The following is a 19,573-nucleotide window of genomic DNA, read 5'->3' as shown; positions in this document are numbered from 1 at the left end:
GAAATTGCCGCCGACCATCGCATTTTGAGGGCGCTTTAGCCCATGAAGGAGACAGGCATGAACCAAGAGGTCATGAATCTTTTCAATCCGCAGGTGCCTGCACAGAATTTCGATTCTATTCGGATTTCGATCGCGTCTCCGGAGAAGATCCTCTCCTGGTCTTACGGTGAGATCAAGAAGCCGGAAACCATCAACTACCGCACGTTTAAGCCGGAACGCGACGGCCTGTTCTGCGCGCGCATCTTCGGGCCGATCAAGGATTACGAATGCCTGTGCGGCAAGTACAAGCGCATGAAGTACAAGGGCATTATCTGCGAAAAGTGCGGCGTTGAAGTGACGCTGTCGCGCGTTCGCCGTGAGCGCATGGGCCATATCGAGCTCGCTGCTCCCGTTGCCCATATCTGGTTCCTCAAGTCGCTGCCGTCGCGCATTTCGACGCTGCTCGACATGACGCTGAAGGATGTCGAGCGCGTCCTCTACTTCGAAAACTACATCGTCACCGAGCCGGGCCTGACCGCTCTGAAGGAGCACCAGCTCCTCTCGGAAGAAGAGTACATGCTTGCCGTTGACGAATACGGCGAAGACCAGTTCACCGCGATGATCGGCGCCGAGGCGATCTACGAGATGCTGGCCTCGATGAATCTCGAAAAGATCGCCGGCGACCTGCGCTCCGAGCTTGCCGACACCACGTCGGATCTCAAGCAGAAGAAGCTGATGAAGCGCCTGAAGATCGTCGAGAACTTCATGGAGTCGGGCAACCGTCCGGAATGGATGATCATGAAGGTCGTCCCGGTCATTCCGCCGGACCTGCGTCCGCTGGTTCCGCTCGACGGCGGCCGTTTTGCGACGTCGGATCTGAACGATCTCTACCGCCGCGTCATCAACCGCAACAACCGTCTGAAGCGCCTCATCGAGCTTCGTGCGCCTGGCATCATCATCCGCAACGAAAAGCGCATGCTGCAGGAATCGGTTGACGCGCTGTTCGATAACGGCCGCCGCGGCCGTGTTATCACCGGCGCCAACAAGCGTCCGCTGAAGTCGCTCTCCGACATGCTGAAGGGCAAGCAGGGCCGCTTCCGCCAGAACCTGCTAGGCAAGCGCGTCGACTATTCCGGCCGTTCGGTCATCGTCACCGGTCCGGAACTGAAGCTGCACCAGTGCGGCCTGCCAAAGAAGATGGCGCTCGAGCTCTTCAAGCCGTTCATCTACGCCCGCCTCGACGCCAAGGGTTACTCCTCGACCGTCAAGCAGGCCAAGAAGCTGGTCGAGAAGGAAAAGCCTGAAGTCTGGGATATCCTCGACGAGGTCATCCGCGAGCATCCGGTTCTCCTGAACCGCGCGCCGACGCTCCACCGCCTGGGCATCCAGGCCTTCGAACCCACCCTGGTCGAAGGCAAGGCGATCCAGCTGCATCCGCTCGTCTGCACGGCCTTCAACGCCGACTTCGACGGCGACCAGATGGCCGTTCACGTGCCGCTGTCGCTGGAAGCCCAGCTCGAAGCCCGCGTGCTGATGATGTCGACCAACAACATCCTGCATCCGGCCAACGGCGCGCCGATCATCGTTCCCTCGCAGGACATGGTTCTCGGCCTCTATTACCTGTCGATCCTGAACCAGAACGAACCGGGCGAAGGCATGGCTTTCTCCGATCTCGGCGAACTGCATCACGCCCTCGAAAGCAAGGTCGTGACGCTGCACACCAAGATCCGCGGCCGCTTCAAGTCGGTCGACGAGGATGGCAAGCCCTACTCGAAGATCTATGAGACGACGCCTGGCCGTCTGCTCATCGGCGAACTGCTGCCGAAGAACGGCAAGGTGCCTTTCGACATCTGCAACCAGGAAATGACCAAGAAGAACATCTCCAAGATGATCGACACGGTCTACCGCCACTGCGGCCAGAAGGACACGGTCATTTTCTGCGACCGCATCATGCAGCTCGGCTTTAGCCATGCCTGCCGCGCCGGCATTTCGTTCGGCAAGGACGACATGGTCATTCCGGAAACCAAGGCAAAGATCGTTGGCGACACCGAAAACCTGGTCAAGGAATACGAGCAGCAGTATAACGACGGTCTGATCACCCAGGGCGAAAAGTACAACAAGGTCGTTGACGCCTGGGGCAAGGCAACCGAGAAGGTCGCTGAAGACATGATGGCCCGTATTAAGGCTGTCGAGTTCGATTCGAACACTGGCCGCCAGAAGCCGATGAACGCCATCTACATGATGTCGCATTCCGGCGCCCGCGGTTCTCCGAACCAGATGCGCCAGCTGGGCGGCATGCGCGGCCTCATGGCCAAGCCGTCGGGCGAAATCATCGAGACGCCGATCATCTCGAACTTCAAGGAAGGCCTGACCGTCAACGAGTACTTCAACTCGACGCACGGCGCCCGTAAGGGTCTGGCAGACACTGCCTTGAAGACCGCCAACTCCGGCTACCTGACCCGCCGTCTCGTCGACGTCGCGCAGGATTGCATCGTCACGCACGTCGATTGCGGCACCGAAACCGGCCTCACCATGACCGCCATCGTCGATGCCGGTCAGGTCGTTGCCTCGCTCGGCGCCCGCATCCTCGGCCGCACGGCGCTCGACGATATCGATCATCCGGTGACGGGTGAGCGCATCGTCGATGCCGGCAAGATGATCCTCGAGCCCGATGTCATCGAGATCGAGAAGGCCGGTATCCAGTCGATCCGCATCCGCTCGGCGTTGACCTGCGAAATCCAGACGGGCGTCTGCTCGGTCTGCTACGGCCGTGACCTTGCCCGTGGTACGCCTGTCAACATGGGCGAAGCCGTCGGCGTCATCGCCGCTCAGTCGATCGGTGAGCCGGGCACCCAGCTCACCATGCGTACCTTCCACCTTGGCGGTACGGCAACCGTGGTCGACCAGTCGTTCCTGGAAGCCTCGTACGAAGGTACGGTGCAGATCAAGAACCGCAACATCCTGCGCAACTCCGATGGCAACCTCGTCGCCATGGGCCGCAACATGACCGTCCAGATCCTGGACGAGCGTGGTGTCGAGCGGTCGTCGCAGCGTGTGGCCTACGGTTCGAAGCTGCATGTCGACGAAGGCGACAAGGTCAAGCGCGGCCAGCGTCTGGCGGAGTGGGATCCTTACACCCGTCCGATGATGACCGAAGTGGCTGGTACCGTTCAGTTCGAAGACCTCGTCGACGGTCTTTCGGTCCTGGAAGCGACCGACGAATCCACCGGCATCACCAAGCGTCAGGTCATCGACTGGCGTTCGACCCCGCGCGGTTCGGACCTCAAGCCGGCGATCGTCATCAAGGATGCCAGCGGCAATGTCGCCAAGCTGTCGCGCGGCGGCGACGCCCGCTTCCTGCTCTCGGTCGACGCCATCCTGTCGGTCGAGCCGGGCACCAAGGTCTCCCAGGGTGACGTTCTCGCGCGTTCGCCGCTGGAAAGCGCCAAGACCAAGGACATCACCGGCGGTCTGCCGCGTGTTGCCGAGCTCTTCGAAGCCCGCCGTCCGAAGGACCACGCCATCATCGCAGAGATCGATGGTACGATCCGTCTCGGCCGCGACTACAAGAACAAGCGCCGCGTCATCATCGAGCCGGCGGAAGACGGTGTCGAGCCTGTCGAATACCTGATCCCGAAGGGCAAGCCCTTCCACCTTCAGGAAGGCGACTATATCGAAAAGGGTGACTACATCCTCGACGGTAACCCGGCTCCGCACGACATCCTGGCGATCAAGGGCGTGGAGGCTCTGGCCTCCTACCTCGTCAACGAGATCCAGGAAGTCTACCGCTTGCAGGGCGTTGTCATCAACGACAAGCACATCGAGGTAATTGTCCGTCAGATGCTGCAGAAGGTTGAGATCACCGATGCAGGCGACTCGACCTATATCGTCGGCGACAATGTCGACCGGATCGAGCTCGAAGACGTCAACGATCACCTGATCGAGCAGGGCAAGAAGCCCGCCTATGGCGATCCGGTTCTTCTCGGTATCACCAAGGCGTCGCTGCAGACCCCGTCCTTCATCTCGGCCGCATCCTTCCAGGAAACGACCAAGGTACTGACGGAAGCTGCGATCGCCGGCAAGACCGACGGCCTGCAGGGTCTGAAGGAAAACGTCATCGTCGGCCGGCTCATCCCGGCCGGCACCGGCGGCACCATGACTCAGATCCGCCGTATCGCCACGTCGCGCGACGAGCTGATCCTCGAAGAGCGCCGTAAGGGCACGGGTGCTGCCGTTGCCACGCCGATGCTGCAGGACATGGCCGAAAAGGCTCCGGCTGCGGAATAATCCGCGGCCCTTGCCCACCACCTGGTGGCACACGAATTGAAAAACCGCCCGGAGCGATCCGGGCGGTTTTTGTTTTTGGTCTGGGTTGATCAGTCTGGGGGAGGGAGGGCCTTTCCTCCGCTTGTGCTGCCTCAGCTTATGCTGCCTCTGGCGACCTGCAGCTTTCGCGGCGGCTCCCGTCAGTTGAAGCGGATGATCGCGACCTCGCCATCGACGGCGCCTTGGTAGGCAGAGGCATGCGGCTCTTCGGCGGGCACCTCGGTCAGCATGCCGATCTGGTCGAGATCGGCCTCGATGAAGCCTTCCTCGGCAAGGGCGTTCAAGGCTTCCCGCACGGCGGTGTCGTCGTCAGGCGCCTTCAGCATGATGTGCAGGTCGATGCCGTCGCTGTCGTCGGACTCGTAGCCTTTGCCGATGATGATGAAGATCATCGGCCCGTCGAAATTATTGTCGTTATCAGGTGTCGTAATCATCGCCTGTCCTTCGGCTCTTTGACGATTCGGTCGCTCGAATCCTGCTGTGAGGGCCGCACGCCGCAATTGCTGATTCCTTAACTGCTTTTGCCGCGATGCCCAAGTTTTTATCTTGGTGCATGGCCGCCATTTCGTCTAGAAGGATGAAATCAGGGCGTTAGGCCCGCAGATCAAGGCGATACGGCGAGTTTATTTCTTAACCGGCCTTGACGAGAGGGGTGGAAACCAGTAGTACCCGGGCCATCAGATCCCATGTGAGGCTTGGCTGTTCGGGGCGACGCGCCCTGAAGTTCACCTCAAACAAGGTTCTAAACGCACGTTGAAGTCATGATGCTGCACGCATGACGCATATTTTATGCGTCCTCTGCTCCTTGTGGTCCATCTGCGGAAGCGGATCGGGCCATATTTTGCGCATTGACGGAAAGCATGCGTCACTGCCGGAGACGGCGCGAGTTCAAGCCCGCAAGGGTACTGAGATAAAACGTAAGGGATGGTTGAATGCCTACCGTAAACCAGCTGATCCGCAAGCCTCGCCAGGCGAACGTAAAGCGTAACAAGGTTCCCGCACTCCAGGAGAACCCGCAGAAGCGCGGCGTTTGCACGCGCGTCTATACGACGACGCCGAAGAAGCCGAACTCGGCTCTGCGTAAGGTCGCAAAGATCCGCCTGACCAACGGCTTCGAAGTCATTGGTTACATCCCCGGCGAAGGTCACAACCTTCAGGAGCACTCTGTCGTCATGATCCGTGGCGGCCGCGTCAAGGACCTTCCGGGTGTCCGTTATCACATCATCCGCGGCGTTCTCGATACCCAGGGTGTCAAGAACCGCAAGCAGCGCCGCTCCAAGTACGGCGCGAAGCGTCCGAAGTAATTCGGTTTTGAATAATTCGGCGCTGCGCGAGGTCCTCCGCGTGATGAAGCGCCTTAACGGTTGAAGAGACGAAAACTATGTCCAGACGTCATAAAGCAGAAAAGCGCGAGATCAATCCGGACCCGAAGTTCGGCGACCTCGTCGTCACCAAGTTCATGAATGCCATCATGCTCGACGGCAAGAAGTCCGTTGCTGAAAACATTGTCTATGGCGCGTTCGACGTCGTCCAGGGCAAGTCCAAGCAGGAGCCGCTCACGGTATTTCATTCTGCGCTCGACAACATTGCTCCGCACGTTGAAGTCCGCTCGCGCCGCGTCGGTGGTGCGACCTATCAGGTGCCGGTCGATGTTCGTCCGGAGCGCCGCCAGGCTCTCGCCATTCGCTGGCTGATCGCTGCTGCCCGCAAGCGCAATGAAACGACTATGGTTGACCGCCTTTCCGGCGAACTGCTCGATGCGTCCAACAACCGCGGCTCCGCCGTCAAGAAGCGCGAAGACACGCACAAGATGGCTGACGCCAACCGTGCATTCTCGCACTATCGCTGGTAATTCCGAACGGTATCGAAAGGCAGTCCACAATGGCTCGCGAATATAAGATCGAAGACTACCGTAATTTCGGTATCATGGCGCATATCGACGCCGGCAAGACCACGACCACCGAGCGTATCCTTTATTACACCGGCAAGTCGCACAAGATCGGCGAAGTCCACGACGGCGCAGCCACCATGGACTGGATGGAGCAGGAGCAGGAGCGTGGCATCACGATCACCTCCGCTGCCACCACGACCTTCTGGAAGGGCCGTGACGGCAAGACGCGCCGCTTCAACATCATCGACACCCCCGGCCACGTCGACTTCACCATCGAAGTCGAGCGTTCGCTGCGCGTTCTCGACGGCGCCATTGCGCTGCTCGACGCCAATGCCGGCGTCGAGCCGCAGACGGAAACCGTCTGGCGCCAGGCCGAGAAGTACAATGTCCCGCGGATGATCTTCTGCAACAAGATGGACAAGACCGGCGCCGACTTCTACCGCTCGGTCGAGATGATCAAGACCCGTCTCGGCGCAACGGCTGTCGTCATGCAGCTGCCGATCGGTGCCGAAACGGAATTCAAGGGCGTCATCGACCTGATCGAGATGAACGCTCTCATCTGGCGCGACGAGTCGCTCGGCGCCCAGTGGGATGTCGTCGAGATCCCCGAGGACATGAAGGCCAAGGCTGAAGAATATCGCGAAAAGCTGATCGAAACGGTCGTCGACATCGACGAAGCCGCGATGGAAGCCTATCTCGAAGGCATTCTGCCCGACAACGATCAGATCCGTGCGCTCGTTCGCCGCGGCACGATCGACGTCAAGTTCCACCCGATGTTCTGCGGCACCGCCTTCAAGAACAAGGGCGTTCAGCCGCTGCTCGACGCCGTCGTCGACTACCTGCCGTCGCCGATGGATATCCCGGCGATCAAGGGCATCGACTTCAAGACGGAAGCCGAAATCGAGCGTCATGCCGATGACAGCGAGCCGCTTTCCATGCTCGCCTTCAAGATCATGAACGACCCCTTCGTCGGTTCGCTGACCTTTGCCCGCATCTATTCCGGCAAGCTCGAAAAGGGCGCATCGGTCATGAACACGGTCAAGGACAAGCGCGAGCGCGTCGGCCGCATGCTGCAGATGCACTCCAACTCGCGTGAAGACATCGAAGAAGCCTTCGCAGGCGACATCGTCGCTCTCGCCGGCCTCAAGGAAACCACGACGGGCGATACGCTCTGCGATCCGCTGAAGCCGGTTATCCTCGAGCGCATGGAATTCCCCGAGCCGGTCATCCAGATCGCCATCGAGCCGAAGACCAAGGGCGACCAGGAAAAGATGGGCCTCGCGCTCAACCGCCTGGCTGCTGAAGATCCGTCCTTCCGCGTCAAGACCGACCAGGAATCCGGCCAGACCATCATCGCCGGCATGGGCGAACTGCATCTCGACATCATCGTCGACCGCATGCGTCGTGAATTCAAGGTTGAAGCAACCGTCGGCGCGCCGCAGGTTGCCTACCGCGAAACCATTACGCGCCAGCATGAAGAAGACTACACGCACAAGAAGCAGTCCGGTGGTACCGGCCAGTTCGCGCGCGTCAAGATCATCTTCGAACCGAACCCGGAAGGCGACGAATTCAAGTTCGAATCGAAGATCGTCGGTGGTTCCGTTCCGAAGGAATACATCCCCGGCGTTCAGAAGGGCATCGAAAGCGTTCTGTCTTCGGGTCCGCTCGCTGGCTTCCCGATGCTCGGCGTCAAGGCGACCCTCATCGACGGCGCCTTCCACGACGTCGACTCCTCGGTTCTCGCCTTCGAAATCGCATCGCGTGCCTGCTTCCGTGAAGCGGCCAAGAAGGCCGGCGCACAGCTGCTCGAGCCGATGATGAAGGTCGAAGTCGTTACCCCGGAAGATTATGTCGGCGACGTCATCGGCGACCTGAACTCCCGTCGCGGTCAGATCCAGGGCCAGGAAAGCCGTGGTATCGCCGTCGTCATCAACGCGAACGTCCCGCTCGCGAACATGTTCAAGTACGTCGACAACCTGCGCTCCATGTCTCAGGGCCGCGCCCAGTACACGATGACCTTCGATCACTATTCGCCGGTCCCGTCGAACGTCGCAACAGAAATCCAGGCAAAGTATTCCGGTCAGAAGTGACCGGAATACCAATTGACCGATAACAAGAATTAGATCCCCTCGGGGACTAGCAAAACGGAGAGCCGAAAATGGCAAAGAGTAAGTTTGAGCGCAACAAGCCGCACGTCAACATCGGCACGATCGGCCACGTTGACCACGGCAAGACGTCTCTGACGGCAGCGATCACGAAGTACTTCGGTGAGTTCAAGGCGTACGACCAGATCGACGCTGCTCCGGAAGAAAAGGCCCGTGGCATCACCATTTCGACGGCGCACGTCGAATATGAGACGCCGGCCCGCCACTACGCGCACGTCGACTGCCCCGGCCACGCCGACTACGTCAAGAACATGATCACCGGTGCTGCCCAGATGGACGGCGCGATCCTGGTGTGCTCGGCCGCTGACGGCCCGATGCCGCAGACGCGCGAACACATTCTGCTGGCCCGCCAGGTCGGCGTTCCGGCGATCGTGGTGTTCCTGAACAAGGTCGACCAGGTTGACGACGCCGAGCTTCTCGAACTGGTCGAGCTCGAAGTTCGCGAACTGCTGTCGTCCTACGACTTCCCGGGCGACGATATCCCGGTCGTCAAGGGTTCGGCACTGGCCGCTCTCGAAGATAGCGACAAGAAGATCGGCGAAGACGCGATCCGCGAGCTGATGGCTGCGGTCGACTCTTACATCCCGACGCCTGAGCGTCCGATCGACCAGCCGTTCCTGATGCCGATCGAAGACGTGTTCTCGATCTCGGGCCGCGGCACGGTCGTGACCGGCCGCGTCGAGCGTGGCATCGTCAAGGTTGGCGAAGAAGTCGAGATCGTCGGCATCCGCGCGACCTCGAAGACGACGGTGACCGGCGTTGAAATGTTCCGCAAGCTGCTCGATCAGGGCCAGGCCGGCGACAACATCGGCGCACTGGTTCGCGGTGTGAACCGTGACGGCGTCGAGCGTGGCCAGATCCTGTGCAAGCCGGGCTCTGTCAAGCCGCACAAGAAGTTCATGGCGGAAGCCTACATCCTGACGAAGGAAGAGGGTGGCCGTCATACGCCGTTCTTCACCAACTACCGTCCGCAGTTCTACTTCCGCACGACGGATGTGACCGGCATCGTGACGCTGCCTGAGGGCACGGAAATGGTCATGCCGGGCGACAACGTCACGGTTGCCGTCGAGCTGATCGTTCCGATCGCGATGGAAGAAAAGCTGCGCTTCGCGATCCGCGAAGGCGGCCGCACCGTCGGCGCCGGTATCGTTGCTTCGATCGTCGAGTAATTAGCGGCTGGGCCACCAGGCCCAAGGAAAGGATAGGGACGCCGATCTCGGTGTCCCTCTCGATCTTTGAAACCGGTGGCCCGCTAACGTAACTGAAGGTAAGTCGTGTCCCTGAATGGTGACACGCGGATAACAGACACAAGGATAAAGTCGAATGAACGGCCAGAATATCCGCATCCGCCTGAAGGCGTTCGATCACCGGATTCTCGATGCCTCCACGCGCGAGATCGTATCGACGGCTAAGCGCACCGGTGCAAGCGTCCGGGGCCCCGTTCCGCTTCCGACCCGCATCGAGAAGTTTACGGTCAACCGGTCCCCGCACATCGACAAGAAGAGCCGTGAACAGTTCGAGATGCGCACGCACAAGCGCCTTCTCGATATCGTTGACCCGACCCCGCAGACGGTAGACGCGCTGATGAAGCTCGATCTCGCCGCCGGTGTCGATGTTGAGATCAAGCTCTGAGACTTCGGGTCTTCGGGCTGAGTGAGAAGGATTGAACCGATGCGTTCAGGTGTGATTGCACAGAAGGTGGGAATGACCCGCGTCTATAACGACGCCGGTGAGCATGTCCCGGTAACGGTACTGCGTATGGACGGCTGCCAGGTCGTCGCCACGCGCACTGTCGAAAAGAATGGCTATACTGCAGTTCAGCTCGGTGCCGGCCAGGCGAAGGTGAAGAACACGTCGAAGGCGATGCGCGGCAACTTTGCCGTTGCCAACGTCGAGCCGAAGGCCAAGGTTGCTGAATTCCGCGTGTCGGAAGACCAGCTGCTGGAGATCGGCACGGAGATCAAGGCAGGTCACTTCGCAGCCGGTCAGCTCGTCGACGTGACGGGCACGACGATCGGTAAGGGTTTTGCCGGCGCTATGAAGCGTCACGGTTTCGGCGGTCTTCGCGCCACGCACGGTGTGTCGGTGTCGCACCGCTCGCACGGTTCGACCGGCTCGCGCCAGGATCCGGGCAAGGTTTTCAAGAACAAGAAGATGGCTGGTCACATGGGCCAGACGCGCGTCACGACGCAGAACCTTGAAGTGGTTTCGACCGACGAAGATCGTGGTCTGATCCTGATCAAGGGTGCTGTTCCCGGTTCCAAGGGTGCCTGGATCATCGTGCGCGACGCCGTCAAGTCGGCCGCGAAGTAAGGGAGCCAGATCAATGGAATTCAACGTCAAGACCCTCGAGGGAAAAGACGCCGGGAAGGTTTCCCTTTCGGACGCGATTTTCGGCCTCGAGCCCCGCGAAGACATTCTTGCCCGCGTCATCCGCTGGCAGCTTGCCAAGAAGCAGCAGGGCACCCACAAGGCAAAGGGCCGCGCTGAAGTTTCGCGCACCGGCGCCAAGATGTACAAGCAGAAGGGTACGGGCCGCGCCCGCCACCATTCGGCTCGCGCTCCGCAGTTCCGCGGCGGCGGCAAGGCCCACGGCCCGGTCGTCCGCAGCCACGAGCATGACCTTCCGAAGAAGGTTCGTGCGCTCGGCCTGCGTCACGCTCTTTCGGCCAAGATCAAGGCCGATGACGTCATCGTCATCGACAACCTGGTTGCTGCCGAAGCCAAGACCAAGGCTCTCGCGTCCGTATTCGAGACGCTCGGCCTGACCAACGCCCTTTTCATCGGTGGCGCAGAACTTGACGGCAACTTCAAGCTCGCAGCTCAGAACATCCCGAACATCGATGTTCTGCCGATCCAGGGCATCAACGTTTATGACATCGTGCGCCGCGGCAAGCTCGTGCTTTCCAAGGCTGCGGTTGAAGCGCTAGAGGAGCGATTCAAGTGACCGATCTTCGCCACTACGATGTGATCGTCTCTCCGGCGATCACCGAAAAGTCCACGCTGGTATCCGAAAACAACCAGGTTGTTTTCAATGTCGCCAAGCAGGCGACGAAGCCGGAAATCAAGGCTGCTGTCGAGGCGCTGTTCGGCGTCAAGGTTACGGCCGTCAACACTCTGCTGCGCAAGGGCAAGACCAAGCGGTTCCGCGGTTTCGTCGGCAAGCAGAAGGACGTGAAGAAGGCTGTTGTGACCCTGGCTGAAGGCCAGACGATCGACGTCTCCACCGGTCTCTGAGGTATAAGAAAATGGCATTGAAAACATTCAATCCGATCACCCCGAGCCAGCGCCAGCTGGTCATCGTCGACCGTTCGGCCCTCTACAAGGGCAAGCCGGTCAAGGCGCTGACGGAAGGCCTGACCAAGAGCGGCGGCCGTAACAACCTCGGTCGCATCACCGCCCGCTTCATCGGCGGCGGTCACAAGCGTACCTATCGCCTGATCGACTTCAAGCGTCGCAAGTTCGACGTTGAAGGCACGGTCGAGCGTATCGAATACGACCCGAACCGCACGGCGTTCATCGCGCTGGTGAACTATGCTGACGGCGAGAAGGCTTATATCCTCGCTCCTCAGCGTCTCGCTGCCGGTGACAAGGTCATCGCTTCGGAGAAGGCTGTCGACGTCAAGCCCGGCAACACCATGCCGCTGCAGTTCATCCCGGTCGGCTCCATCATCCACAACGTGGAAATGAAGCCGGGCAAGGGCGGTCAGATCGCTCGCTCCGCCGGTGGCTACGCACAGCTCGTTGGCCGCGACCAGGGCATGGCGATCCTTCGCCTGAACTCCGGTGAACAGCGTCTCGTGCATGGCTCCTGCCTTGCTTCGATCGGCGCCGTCTCCAACCCTGACCACGCCAACATCAACGACGGCAAGGCCGGTCGTACCGTTTGGCGCGGCAAGCGTCCGCATAACCGCGGTGTCGTCATGAACCCGGTCGACCATCCGCACGGCGGTGGTGAAGGCCGGACCTCCGGTGGTCGCCATCCGGTGACACCGTGGGGCAAGCCGACCAAGGGCAAGCGCACCCGGTCGAACAAGTCGACCGACAAGATGATCATGCGCTCGCGTCATCAGCGTAAGAAATAAGAGAGGAAGTCTCCAATGGCTCGTTCAGTATGGAAAGGTCCGTTCGTTGACGGCTATCTTCTCAAGAAGGCTGAGAAGGTTCGTGAAGGCGGACGCGCAGAAGTAATCAAGATCTGGAGCCGTCGCTCCACGATCCTGCCGCAGTTCGTCGGTCTCACCTTCGGCGTCTACAACGGCAGCAAGCATATCCCGGTCAGCGTCAATGAAGACATGGTCGGCCACAAGTTCGGTGAATTCTCTCCGACCCGCACCTATTACGGTCACGGCGCGGACAAGAAGGCGAAGAGGAAGTAACGATGGGCAAGGCAAAAACAGAACGCCGGCTCAAGGACAACGAAGCGCAGGCAGTCGCCCGCACGCTCCGCGTCAGCCCCCAGAAGCTCAACCTGGTTGCTGCGGCCATCCGCGGCAAGAAGGTCGAGCGCGCACTCGCTGAGCTGGAGTTCTCCCGCAAGCGTATCGCAGGCGCCGTTAAGAAGACGCTCGAATCTGCGATCGCCAACGCCGAGAACAATCACGATCTCGACGTCGACGCACTCGTCGTCGCCGAGGCCTATGTCGGCAAGTCGATCGTCATGAAGCGTTTCCACGCTCGTGGCCGCGGTCGCGCGTCGCGCATCGAAAAGCCTTTTGCGCACCTGACGATCGTCGTTCGTGAAGTGCAGGCAGTAGAGGAGGCCGCATAATGGGTCAGAAAATCAATCCAATCGGTTTCCGTCTTGGCATCAACCGTACCTGGGATAGCCGCTGGTTTGCGGACAATGCCGAGTACGGCCAGCTGCTGCACGAAGACCTGAAGATGCGTAAGTTCGTCATGAGCGAACTGAAGCAGGCCGGGATCTCCAAGGTGGTCATCGAGCGTCCGCACAAGAAGTGCCGCGTCACGATCCACTCGGCACGTCCGGGCCTGATCATCGGCCGCAAGGGCGCCGACATCGACAAGCTCCGCAAGAAGCTGTCGGATATGACCAACTCGGAAACGCACCTCAACATCGTCGAAGTGCGCAAGCCCGAAGTCGATGCGACGCTGGTTGCTCAGTCGATCGCCCAGCAGCTCGAGCGCCGTGTGGCTTTCCGTCGCGCCATGAAGCGCGCCGTTCAGTCCGCAATGCGTCTTGGCGCCGAAGGCATCAAGATCACCTGCGCCGGCCGTCTCGGCGGTGCTGAAATCGCCCGTACGGAATGGTACCGTGAAGGCCGTGTGCCGCTGCACACGCTGCGCGCCGACATCGACTACGGCACGGCTGAAGCAGAAACCGCGTTCGGCATCTGCGGCATCAAGGTCTGGATCTTCAAGGGCGAAATCCTTGAGCATGATCCGATGGCTTCCGAGCGCCGTGCGATGGAAGGTGACGCCCAGGGTCCGGCAAGCCGTGATCGTGACCGCGACAGAGACCGTCGCCGCGACAACGCTTGATAGCGCGCGTGGCAGAGAAGTTCGGAGAATAAGAAAATGTTGCAGCCAAAGCGTACCAAGTACCGCAAGCAGTTCAAGGGCCGCATCAAGGGCGTCGCCAAGGGCGGTTCTGACCTGGCATTCGGCGAATTCGGCCTGAAGGCACAGGAACCCAACCGCGTCAACGCGCGCGAGATCGAAGCGGCCCGCCGCGCGATCACGCGTTATATGAAGCGCGCCGGCCGTGTATGGATCCGCGTGTTCCCGGACGTTCCGGTAACCGCAAAGCCGACCGAAGTCCGCATGGGTAAGGGTAAGGGCTCCGTTGAATACTGGGCATGCAAGGTCAAGCCCGGCCGTATGATGTTCGAGATCGACGGTGTCAGCGAAGAAATCGCCCGTGAGGCGCTTCGTCTCGGCTCTGCCAAGCTCTCGGTCAAGACGCGCTTCGTTCAGCGCATTGCAGAGTAAGGGATTGAGCTCATGAAAGCCTCAGATGTTCGCGGGTTCACCGCCGACCAACTCAAGGACGAGCTTGCCAAGCTGAAGAAGGAGCAGTTCAACCTGCGCTTCCAGAAGGCGACCGGCCAGCTCGAAAAGTCCTCGCGCATCAACGAAGTCCGCAAGGACATCGCCCGCGTGAAAACCATTGCCCGCCAGAAGGCGGCAGAAGTTAAGGCCTAAAGGAAGAAAAATATGCCGAAGCGCATCCTGCAGGGCGTCGTCGTTGGCGACAAGAACGAGAAGACGGTAGTGGTTCGCGTCGAGCGTCGTTTCGCTCACCCGCTACTCCAGAAGACCGTTCGTCGTTCCAAGAAGTACAAGGCCCACGACGAGAACAACCAGTACAAGATTGGCGATACCGTATCCATCGAGGAATGCGCGCCGATCTCCAAGGACAAGCGCTGGACGGTAATTTCCGCCCAGGGTCAGTAAACAGAATTTCGTGCGAGGCCTTGCGTCTCGCCGAAATATCTGTATGAAGCAGCGTCAGAACGCTCGAATGCCGGGCGTTCTTTTGCTTTGAGCGCACGGAAGGTCCTTCGGGAAACCACCCTGGCACGATCGATCCCGCGCTATTCAGCTATTGCCGCGTCTGTGCTGCCGTTACGGCAGTTCGGCCGGCGAAAATTTTCATAAGCCGGAGTAGGGGGCTAGCCCAACCATTCCGGTAAACCAAGAAGGCGACCTGATATGATTCAGATGCAAACAAACCTCGACGTCGCGGATAATTCCGGCGCACGTCGTGTCATGTGCATCAAGGTGCTGGGCGGCTCGAAGCGCAAGTATGCCTCGATCGGCGACGTCATCGTCGTTTCGATCAAGGAAGCGATCCCGCGCGGCCGTGTGAAGAAGGGTGACGTGATGAAGGCGGTTGTCGTTCGCACCGCCAAGGACATCCGTCGTCCGGATGGCTCTGTCATCCGCTTCGACACCAACGCAGCAGTCCTCATCGACAACAAGAAAGAGCCGATCGGCACCCGTATCTTCGGACCGGTTCCGCGCGAACTTCGCGCCAAGAACCACATGAAGATCATCTCGCTGGCTCCCGAAGTACTGTAAGGAGCGGAAGCGATGCAGAAGATTCGTAAGGGCGACAAGGTCGTCATGCTCGCTGGCAAGGACAAGGGCCGTACCGGCGAAGTTGTCCAGGTCATGCCGAAGGAAGATCGTGCCGTTGTTCGTGGCGTCAACGTCGTCAAGCGCCACCAGCGCCAGACGCAGACCCAGGAAGCCGGCATCATCAACAAGGAAGCCCCGGTTCACCTCTCCAACGTTGCAATCATCGACAAGGACGGCAAGCCGACCCGCGTCGGTTTCAAGGTTGTTGACGGCAAGAAGGTCCGTGTGGCCAAGCGTTCTGGAGAAGTGATCGATGGCTGAGGCAAAATACGAGCCGCGGCTCAAGAAGGAATATGTCGAGCGCATCCGCAAGGCGATGCAGGAGCAGTTCTCCTACGCCAACGAGATGATGATCCCGAAGCTCGACAAGATCGTGATCAACATGGGTGTCGGCGAAGCGACCGCTGACTCGAAGAAGCCGACGGTAGCTGCCGCCGACCTCGCAGCGATCGCCGGCCAGAAGCCGGTCATCACCCGCGCACGCAACTCCATCGCAGGCTTCAAGGTCCGCGAACAGATGCCGATCGGCGCGAAGGTCACCCTGCGCGGCGCCCGCATGTACGAGTTCCTGGATCGCCTGGTCAACATCGCGCTTCCGCGCGTTCGCGACTTTCGCGGCCTGAACCCGAAAAGCTTTGACGGCCGTGGCAACTTCGCCATGGGCATCAAGGAGCACATTGTGTTCCCTGAGATCAACTACGACAAGGTTGATCAGATGTGGGGCATGGACATCATCGTTTGCACGACGGCGACGACCGACGACGAAGCACGGGCTCTTCTGAAAGAGTTCAGCTTCCCGTTCCGTCAATAACCGTAACGACGAGCGTAGAAAAGGAACCTGACATGGCGAAGACAAGCGCAGTTGAAAAGAACAAGCGCCGCCGTACTACGGTCGCCAACCAGGCCGCTAAGCGGGCTGCGTTGAAGGCGATCATCATGAACCAGGCTCTTCCGATCGAAGAGCGGTTCAAGGCCTCGATCAAGCTGGCATCCCTGCCGCGTGATGGATCGAAGACCCGTATTCGCAACCGTTGCGAAGTTTCGGGGCGTCCGCGCGCATATTACCGCAAACTGCGCATGTCGCGTATTGCGCTGCGTGAACTGGGCAATCTCGGCAAGGTGCCGGGCATCGTCAAGTCGAGCTGGTAAGGAGCAGGTTACATGACAATGACTGATCCGTTGGGCGATATGCTCACCCGTATCCGTAACGGCGCTTCCCGCCGCAAGTCGTCGGTCTCGACGCCTGCGTCCAAGCTCCGTGCACGTGTTCTCGATGTCCTGCAGTCCGAAGGCTACATCCGTGGCTATTCCGTTGTCGATTTCGGCAATGGCAAGTCGGAACTCAGCATCGAGCTGAAATATTATGAAGGCGCTTCGGTGATCCGTGAGATCGGCCGCGTGTCCAAGCCGGGCCGCCGGGTTTATGTCTCGGTCAAGTCCATTCCGCAGGTCGCGAACGGCCTCGGCATCACCATCCTTTCGACTCCGAAGGGCGTGATGGCCGATCACCAGGCTCGCGAACAGAACGTTGGCGGCGAGGTTCTTTGCTCGGTCTTCTAAGATCGGGCAGAGATCTCCATAGCGAACAGACAGGATTGAAACATGTCTCGTATCGGTAAAAAGCCCGTTCAGGTGCCTGCTGGGATCACGGCTACGGTCGATGGCCAGAAGGTCACTGCAAAGGGCCCGAAGGGCGAACTGTTTTTCGTTGCTAACGACGAAATCAGCCTCAAGCTCGAAAACAACGCGGTCGTCGTGACGCCCGTGAATCAGACCAAGGATGCGCGTTCGAAGTGGGGCATGTCCCGCACGATGATCGAAGGCATCTTCAAGGGCGTCAAGGACGGCTTCGAGCGCAAGCTCGAAATCAACGGCGTCGGTTACCGCGCCTCCCTGCAGGGCAAGAACCTGCAGCTGGCCCTCGGCTTCAGCCACGACGTGATCTATGAGCCGCCGGTCGGCATCACGATCGCCGTTCCGAAGCCGACTGAAATTGTTGTCTCCGGCATCAATAAGCAGCAGGTCGGTCAGGTCGCCGCCGAAATCCGCGAATATCGCGGTCCTGAGCCTTACAAGGGCAAGGGCGTCAAGTACGCTGACGAGCGGATCGTCCGCAAAGAAGGCAAGAAGAAGTAAGGATCACGCGAAATGGCTAGCAGGAAAGAAGCACTTGCACGTCGTGCCAACCGCGTGCGCCGTCATCTCAAGTCGGTGGCCAACGGCCGTCCGCGCCTGTCGGTTCATCGCTCCTCGAAGAACATCTACGCTCAGGTTATCGACGATGTCGCCGGCAAGACGCTTGCCGCTGCATCGACCCTCGATAAGGATCTGCGCGGTTCTCTGAAGACCGGTGCTGACACCGCAGCAGCTGCCCTCGTCGGCAAGCTCGTTGCAGAGCGCGCTTCGAAGGCTGGCGTCACCGAGGTCGTATTCGACCGTGGCGCCTTCATCTATCACGGCCGCATCAAGGCTCTTGCCGATGCAGCCCGCGAAGGCGGTCTCACCTTCTGATCAATTTCCGGCCGGACGCTTTTGGCGCCGGCCGGATTTTCGCCGGACCGCAGGCACTCTCCGAAAGGGGAGGCTGACGCGGTCCACATGTATTTGCCGATTGCACCCGGAAAAGAAAAAGGAAGAGGACAATGGCACAGGAAAGAAGGCCGCAGCGGGAAGACCGCCAGAGCCGTGAAGAGCGCGATAGCGAATTCGTCGACAAGCTGGTCGCGATCAACCGCGTCGCCAAGGTCGTCAAGGGCGGCCGTCGTTTCGGTTTCGCAGCACTCGTCGTCGTCGGCGACCAGAAGGGCCGCGTCGGCTTCGGCCATGGCAAGGCACGCGAAGTGCCGGAAGCCATCCGCAAGGCAACCGAAGCCGCCAAGCGCGAGCTGATCTTCGTACCGCTGCGTGACGGCCGTACGCTGCATCACGACGTTCATGGCCGCCACGGCGCCGGCAAGGTTCTGCTGCGCTCGGCCAAGGTCGGTACCGGCATCATCGCCGGCGGTCCGATGCGCGCCGTATTCGAAACGCTCGGCATGCACGACGTCGTCGCCAAGTCGACTGGTTCGTCGAACCCCTACAACATGGTTCGCGCCACCTTCGACGCTCTGAAGCACCAGGTTCACCCGAAGGACATCGCAGCTCAGCGCGGCATCAAGTATGCAACGCTGCAGGCTCGTCGTAGCGCCTCCGGCAACGCCTCTGAAGAATAAGAGGAGTTTGACAGATGGCCAAGGCTACCAAGAAGGCTGAAGCGAAGACTGTCACGATCGAACAGATCGGCAGCCCGATTCGCCGTCCGGATGTTCAGCAGCGCACGCTGATCGGTCTCGGACTGAACAAGATGCACCGTCGCCGCACGCTGGAGGATACTCCTTCGGTTCGCGGCATGATCCGTGCTGTCCAGCATCTCGTTCGCGTCGTCGACGAGAAGTGAGACGGAGGAAACGCTCATGAAACTCAATGAAATTAAAGACAACGAAGGCTCGACCCACAGCCGCAAGCGCCTCGGCCGCGGTATCGGCTCGGGCTCCGGCAAGACCGCTGGCCGCGGTGTGAAGGGTCAGAAGTCCCGTTCGGGCGTCGCCATCAACGGCTTCGAAGGCGGCCAGATGCCGATCTATCGTCGCCTGCCGAAGCGCGGCTTCAACAACATTTTCGCTTCCGATTTTGTTGTTGTGTCGCTCGCTCGCATCCAGGCGGCGATCGACGCCGGCAAGCTCGATGCCAAGGCGACCGTTGACGCAGCTGCCCTCAAGGCTGCCGGCGTCATCCGCCGCACTAAGGACGGCGTTCGCGTTCTTGCCGACGGCGAGCTGAAGGCCAAGATCACTATCGTCGTTGCAGGCGCCTCCAAGCCTGCCGTCGAGAAGATCGAAAAGGCCGGCGGTACCGTGACGCTGCTTTCGGCTCCGGCTGCAGCCGAATAATAATCTGATGATATGTCGCCCGGGGTGCTTCACACCGGGCGATTTTGCTCCCATATGTGGGCCTCACAAAATGTTGGCTGGCGCGCCCGCGTCATGCCGGTAAGACTAAAACAAGGGTGAGGCATGGGGTTGCGCTGCAATCCGTACTGAACCCGGTTTTGAATAATTTTCATACTGAT

General features: G+C 60.0%; 27 protein-coding genes. 26 read left to right on the top strand and 1 reads right to left on the bottom strand.

Annotated features, from left to right (window positions below; genetic code table 11):
- The first annotated feature begins 57 nt into the window (after positions 1-57).
- On the top strand, positions 58-4,266 hold the full coding sequence (gene rpoC / locus ATY75_RS19345; RefSeq protein WP_088938792.1) for a DNA-directed RNA polymerase subunit beta': 4,209 nt from the start codon (positions 58-60) through the stop codon (positions 4,264-4,266).
- Positions 4,267-4,445: 179 nt separating this feature from the next.
- Here rpoC and ATY75_RS19340 read toward each other — a convergent pair whose 3' ends face one another.
- Positions 4,446-4,739 carry a hypothetical protein gene (locus ATY75_RS19340; protein WP_049734097.1) on the bottom strand — a complete coding sequence of 98 codons (294 nt, stop codon included), beginning with the start codon at positions 4,737-4,739 and terminating at the stop codon, positions 4,446-4,448.
- Between the two features lie 498 nt (positions 4,740-5,237).
- On the opposite strand from ATY75_RS19340, the gene rpsL reads away from it, so the two are divergent.
- From rpsL to rplO, 25 genes are all read left to right on the top strand, one after another.
- A complete protein-coding gene (gene rpsL, locus ATY75_RS19335; protein ID WP_003547537.1) occupies positions 5,238-5,609 on the top strand; it encodes a 30S ribosomal protein S12 in 372 nt (123 codons plus the stop codon).
- A gap of 77 nt (positions 5,610-5,686) precedes the next feature.
- Positions 5,687-6,157 carry a 30S ribosomal protein S7 gene (gene rpsG, locus ATY75_RS19330; protein WP_003578662.1) on the top strand — a complete coding sequence of 157 codons (471 nt, stop codon included), beginning with the start codon at positions 5,687-5,689 and terminating at the stop codon, positions 6,155-6,157.
- A 29-nt stretch (positions 6,158-6,186) separates the two neighbouring features.
- Positions 6,187-8,286: an elongation factor G gene (gene fusA / locus ATY75_RS19325; protein ID WP_088938791.1), complete on the top strand. Its 2,100-nt coding sequence runs from the start codon at positions 6,187-6,189 to the stop codon at positions 8,284-8,286.
- A gap of 68 nt (positions 8,287-8,354) precedes the next feature.
- Complete coding sequence (gene tuf / locus ATY75_RS19320; protein ID WP_010069472.1) at positions 8,355-9,530, top strand: elongation factor Tu; 1,176 nt, start codon at positions 8,355-8,357, stop codon at positions 9,528-9,530.
- Between the two features lie 154 nt (positions 9,531-9,684).
- Positions 9,685-9,993, top strand: a complete 309-nt coding sequence (gene rpsJ / locus ATY75_RS19315) for a 30S ribosomal protein S10 (RefSeq protein WP_003547547.1) — start codon at positions 9,685-9,687, stop codon at positions 9,991-9,993.
- 39 nt (positions 9,994-10,032) lie between these two features.
- Positions 10,033-10,674, top strand: coding sequence for a 50S ribosomal protein L3 (rplC, locus tag ATY75_RS19310; protein ID WP_003587198.1), 642 nt, complete (start codon positions 10,033-10,035; stop codon positions 10,672-10,674).
- 13 nt (positions 10,675-10,687) lie between these two features.
- Positions 10,688-11,308: a 50S ribosomal protein L4 gene (gene rplD, locus ATY75_RS19305; RefSeq protein WP_003578669.1), complete on the top strand. Its 621-nt coding sequence runs from the start codon at positions 10,688-10,690 to the stop codon at positions 11,306-11,308.
- Positions 11,305-11,598: a 50S ribosomal protein L23 gene (locus tag ATY75_RS19300; protein WP_003547550.1), complete on the top strand. Its 294-nt coding sequence runs from the start codon at positions 11,305-11,307 to the stop codon at positions 11,596-11,598. The genes rplD and ATY75_RS19300 overlap by 4 nt, the downstream gene beginning before the upstream one ends.
- Positions 11,599-11,609: 11 nt before the next feature.
- A complete protein-coding gene (rplB, locus tag ATY75_RS19295; protein WP_003547551.1) occupies positions 11,610-12,446 on the top strand; it encodes a 50S ribosomal protein L2 in 837 nt (278 codons plus the stop codon).
- Between the two features lie 15 nt (positions 12,447-12,461).
- Positions 12,462-12,740, top strand: a complete 279-nt coding sequence (gene rpsS / locus ATY75_RS19290; protein WP_003573797.1) for a 30S ribosomal protein S19 — start codon at positions 12,462-12,464, stop codon at positions 12,738-12,740.
- Between the two features lie 2 nt (positions 12,741-12,742).
- Positions 12,743-13,132, top strand: a complete 390-nt coding sequence (gene rplV, locus ATY75_RS19285; RefSeq protein ID WP_064838112.1) for a 50S ribosomal protein L22 — start codon at positions 12,743-12,745, stop codon at positions 13,130-13,132.
- On the top strand, positions 13,132-13,863 hold the full coding sequence (gene rpsC / locus ATY75_RS19280; RefSeq protein ID WP_003587196.1) for a 30S ribosomal protein S3: 732 nt from the start codon (positions 13,132-13,134) through the stop codon (positions 13,861-13,863). The genes rplV and rpsC overlap by 1 nt, the downstream gene beginning before the upstream one ends.
- A 36-nt stretch (positions 13,864-13,899) precedes the next feature.
- Positions 13,900-14,313, top strand: a complete 414-nt coding sequence (gene rplP / locus ATY75_RS19275) for a 50S ribosomal protein L16 (protein WP_003573792.1) — start codon at positions 13,900-13,902, stop codon at positions 14,311-14,313.
- A gap of 12 nt (positions 14,314-14,325) precedes the next feature.
- On the top strand, positions 14,326-14,526 hold the full coding sequence (rpmC, locus tag ATY75_RS19270) for a 50S ribosomal protein L29 (protein ID WP_003547556.1): 201 nt from the start codon (positions 14,326-14,328) through the stop codon (positions 14,524-14,526).
- 12 nt (positions 14,527-14,538) lie between these two features.
- Positions 14,539-14,778: a 30S ribosomal protein S17 gene (gene rpsQ, locus ATY75_RS19265; RefSeq protein WP_003573791.1), complete on the top strand. Its 240-nt coding sequence runs from the start codon at positions 14,539-14,541 to the stop codon at positions 14,776-14,778.
- A gap of 258 nt (positions 14,779-15,036) precedes the next feature.
- Positions 15,037-15,405 (top strand): 50S ribosomal protein L14, encoded by a 369-nt coding sequence (rplN, locus tag ATY75_RS19260; RefSeq protein ID WP_003573790.1) that lies wholly within the window; start codon positions 15,037-15,039, stop codon positions 15,403-15,405.
- Positions 15,406-15,417: 12 nt separating this feature from the next.
- Positions 15,418-15,726, top strand: a complete 309-nt coding sequence (gene rplX, locus ATY75_RS19255) for a 50S ribosomal protein L24 (RefSeq protein WP_003547559.1) — start codon at positions 15,418-15,420, stop codon at positions 15,724-15,726.
- Positions 15,719-16,276, top strand: a complete 558-nt coding sequence (gene rplE / locus ATY75_RS19250; RefSeq protein ID WP_003573788.1) for a 50S ribosomal protein L5 — start codon at positions 15,719-15,721, stop codon at positions 16,274-16,276. The genes rplX and rplE overlap by 8 nt, the downstream gene beginning before the upstream one ends.
- Before the next feature lie 32 nt (positions 16,277-16,308).
- On the top strand, positions 16,309-16,614 hold the full coding sequence (gene rpsN / locus ATY75_RS19245; protein ID WP_003573787.1) for a 30S ribosomal protein S14: 306 nt from the start codon (positions 16,309-16,311) through the stop codon (positions 16,612-16,614).
- 12 nt (positions 16,615-16,626) lie between these two features.
- Positions 16,627-17,025: a 30S ribosomal protein S8 gene (gene rpsH, locus ATY75_RS19240; protein WP_003547562.1), complete on the top strand. Its 399-nt coding sequence runs from the start codon at positions 16,627-16,629 to the stop codon at positions 17,023-17,025.
- 42 nt (positions 17,026-17,067) lie between these two features.
- Positions 17,068-17,601 carry a 50S ribosomal protein L6 gene (gene rplF / locus ATY75_RS19235; protein ID WP_003578670.1) on the top strand — a complete coding sequence of 178 codons (534 nt, stop codon included), beginning with the start codon at positions 17,068-17,070 and terminating at the stop codon, positions 17,599-17,601.
- 12 nt (positions 17,602-17,613) lie between these two features.
- Complete coding sequence (gene rplR / locus ATY75_RS19230) at positions 17,614-17,976, top strand: 50S ribosomal protein L18 (protein ID WP_003573785.1); 363 nt, start codon at positions 17,614-17,616, stop codon at positions 17,974-17,976.
- A gap of 131 nt (positions 17,977-18,107) precedes the next feature.
- The gene (rpsE, locus tag ATY75_RS19225; protein WP_003573784.1) at positions 18,108-18,677 is read left to right on the top strand and encodes a 30S ribosomal protein S5; all 570 of its coding nucleotides are present in this window, start codon (positions 18,108-18,110) and stop codon (positions 18,675-18,677) included.
- 14 nt (positions 18,678-18,691) lie between these two features.
- Entirely contained in the window at positions 18,692-18,901 is a 210-nt protein-coding gene (gene rpmD / locus ATY75_RS19220; RefSeq protein WP_003547566.1) for a 50S ribosomal protein L30, read from the top strand.
- A 16-nt stretch (positions 18,902-18,917) separates the two neighbouring features.
- Positions 18,918-19,394, top strand: a complete 477-nt coding sequence (rplO, locus tag ATY75_RS19215) for a 50S ribosomal protein L15 (RefSeq protein WP_088938790.1) — start codon at positions 18,918-18,920, stop codon at positions 19,392-19,394.
- The last annotated feature ends 179 nt before the right edge of the window (positions 19,395-19,573 follow it).

This window comes from Rhizobium sp. N122 (genome assembly GCF_002211295.1).
In the GTDB taxonomy this organism is placed as follows: domain Bacteria; phylum Pseudomonadota; class Alphaproteobacteria; order Rhizobiales; family Rhizobiaceae; genus Rhizobium.
This window is presented reverse-complemented; position numbering and strand designations above follow the sequence as displayed.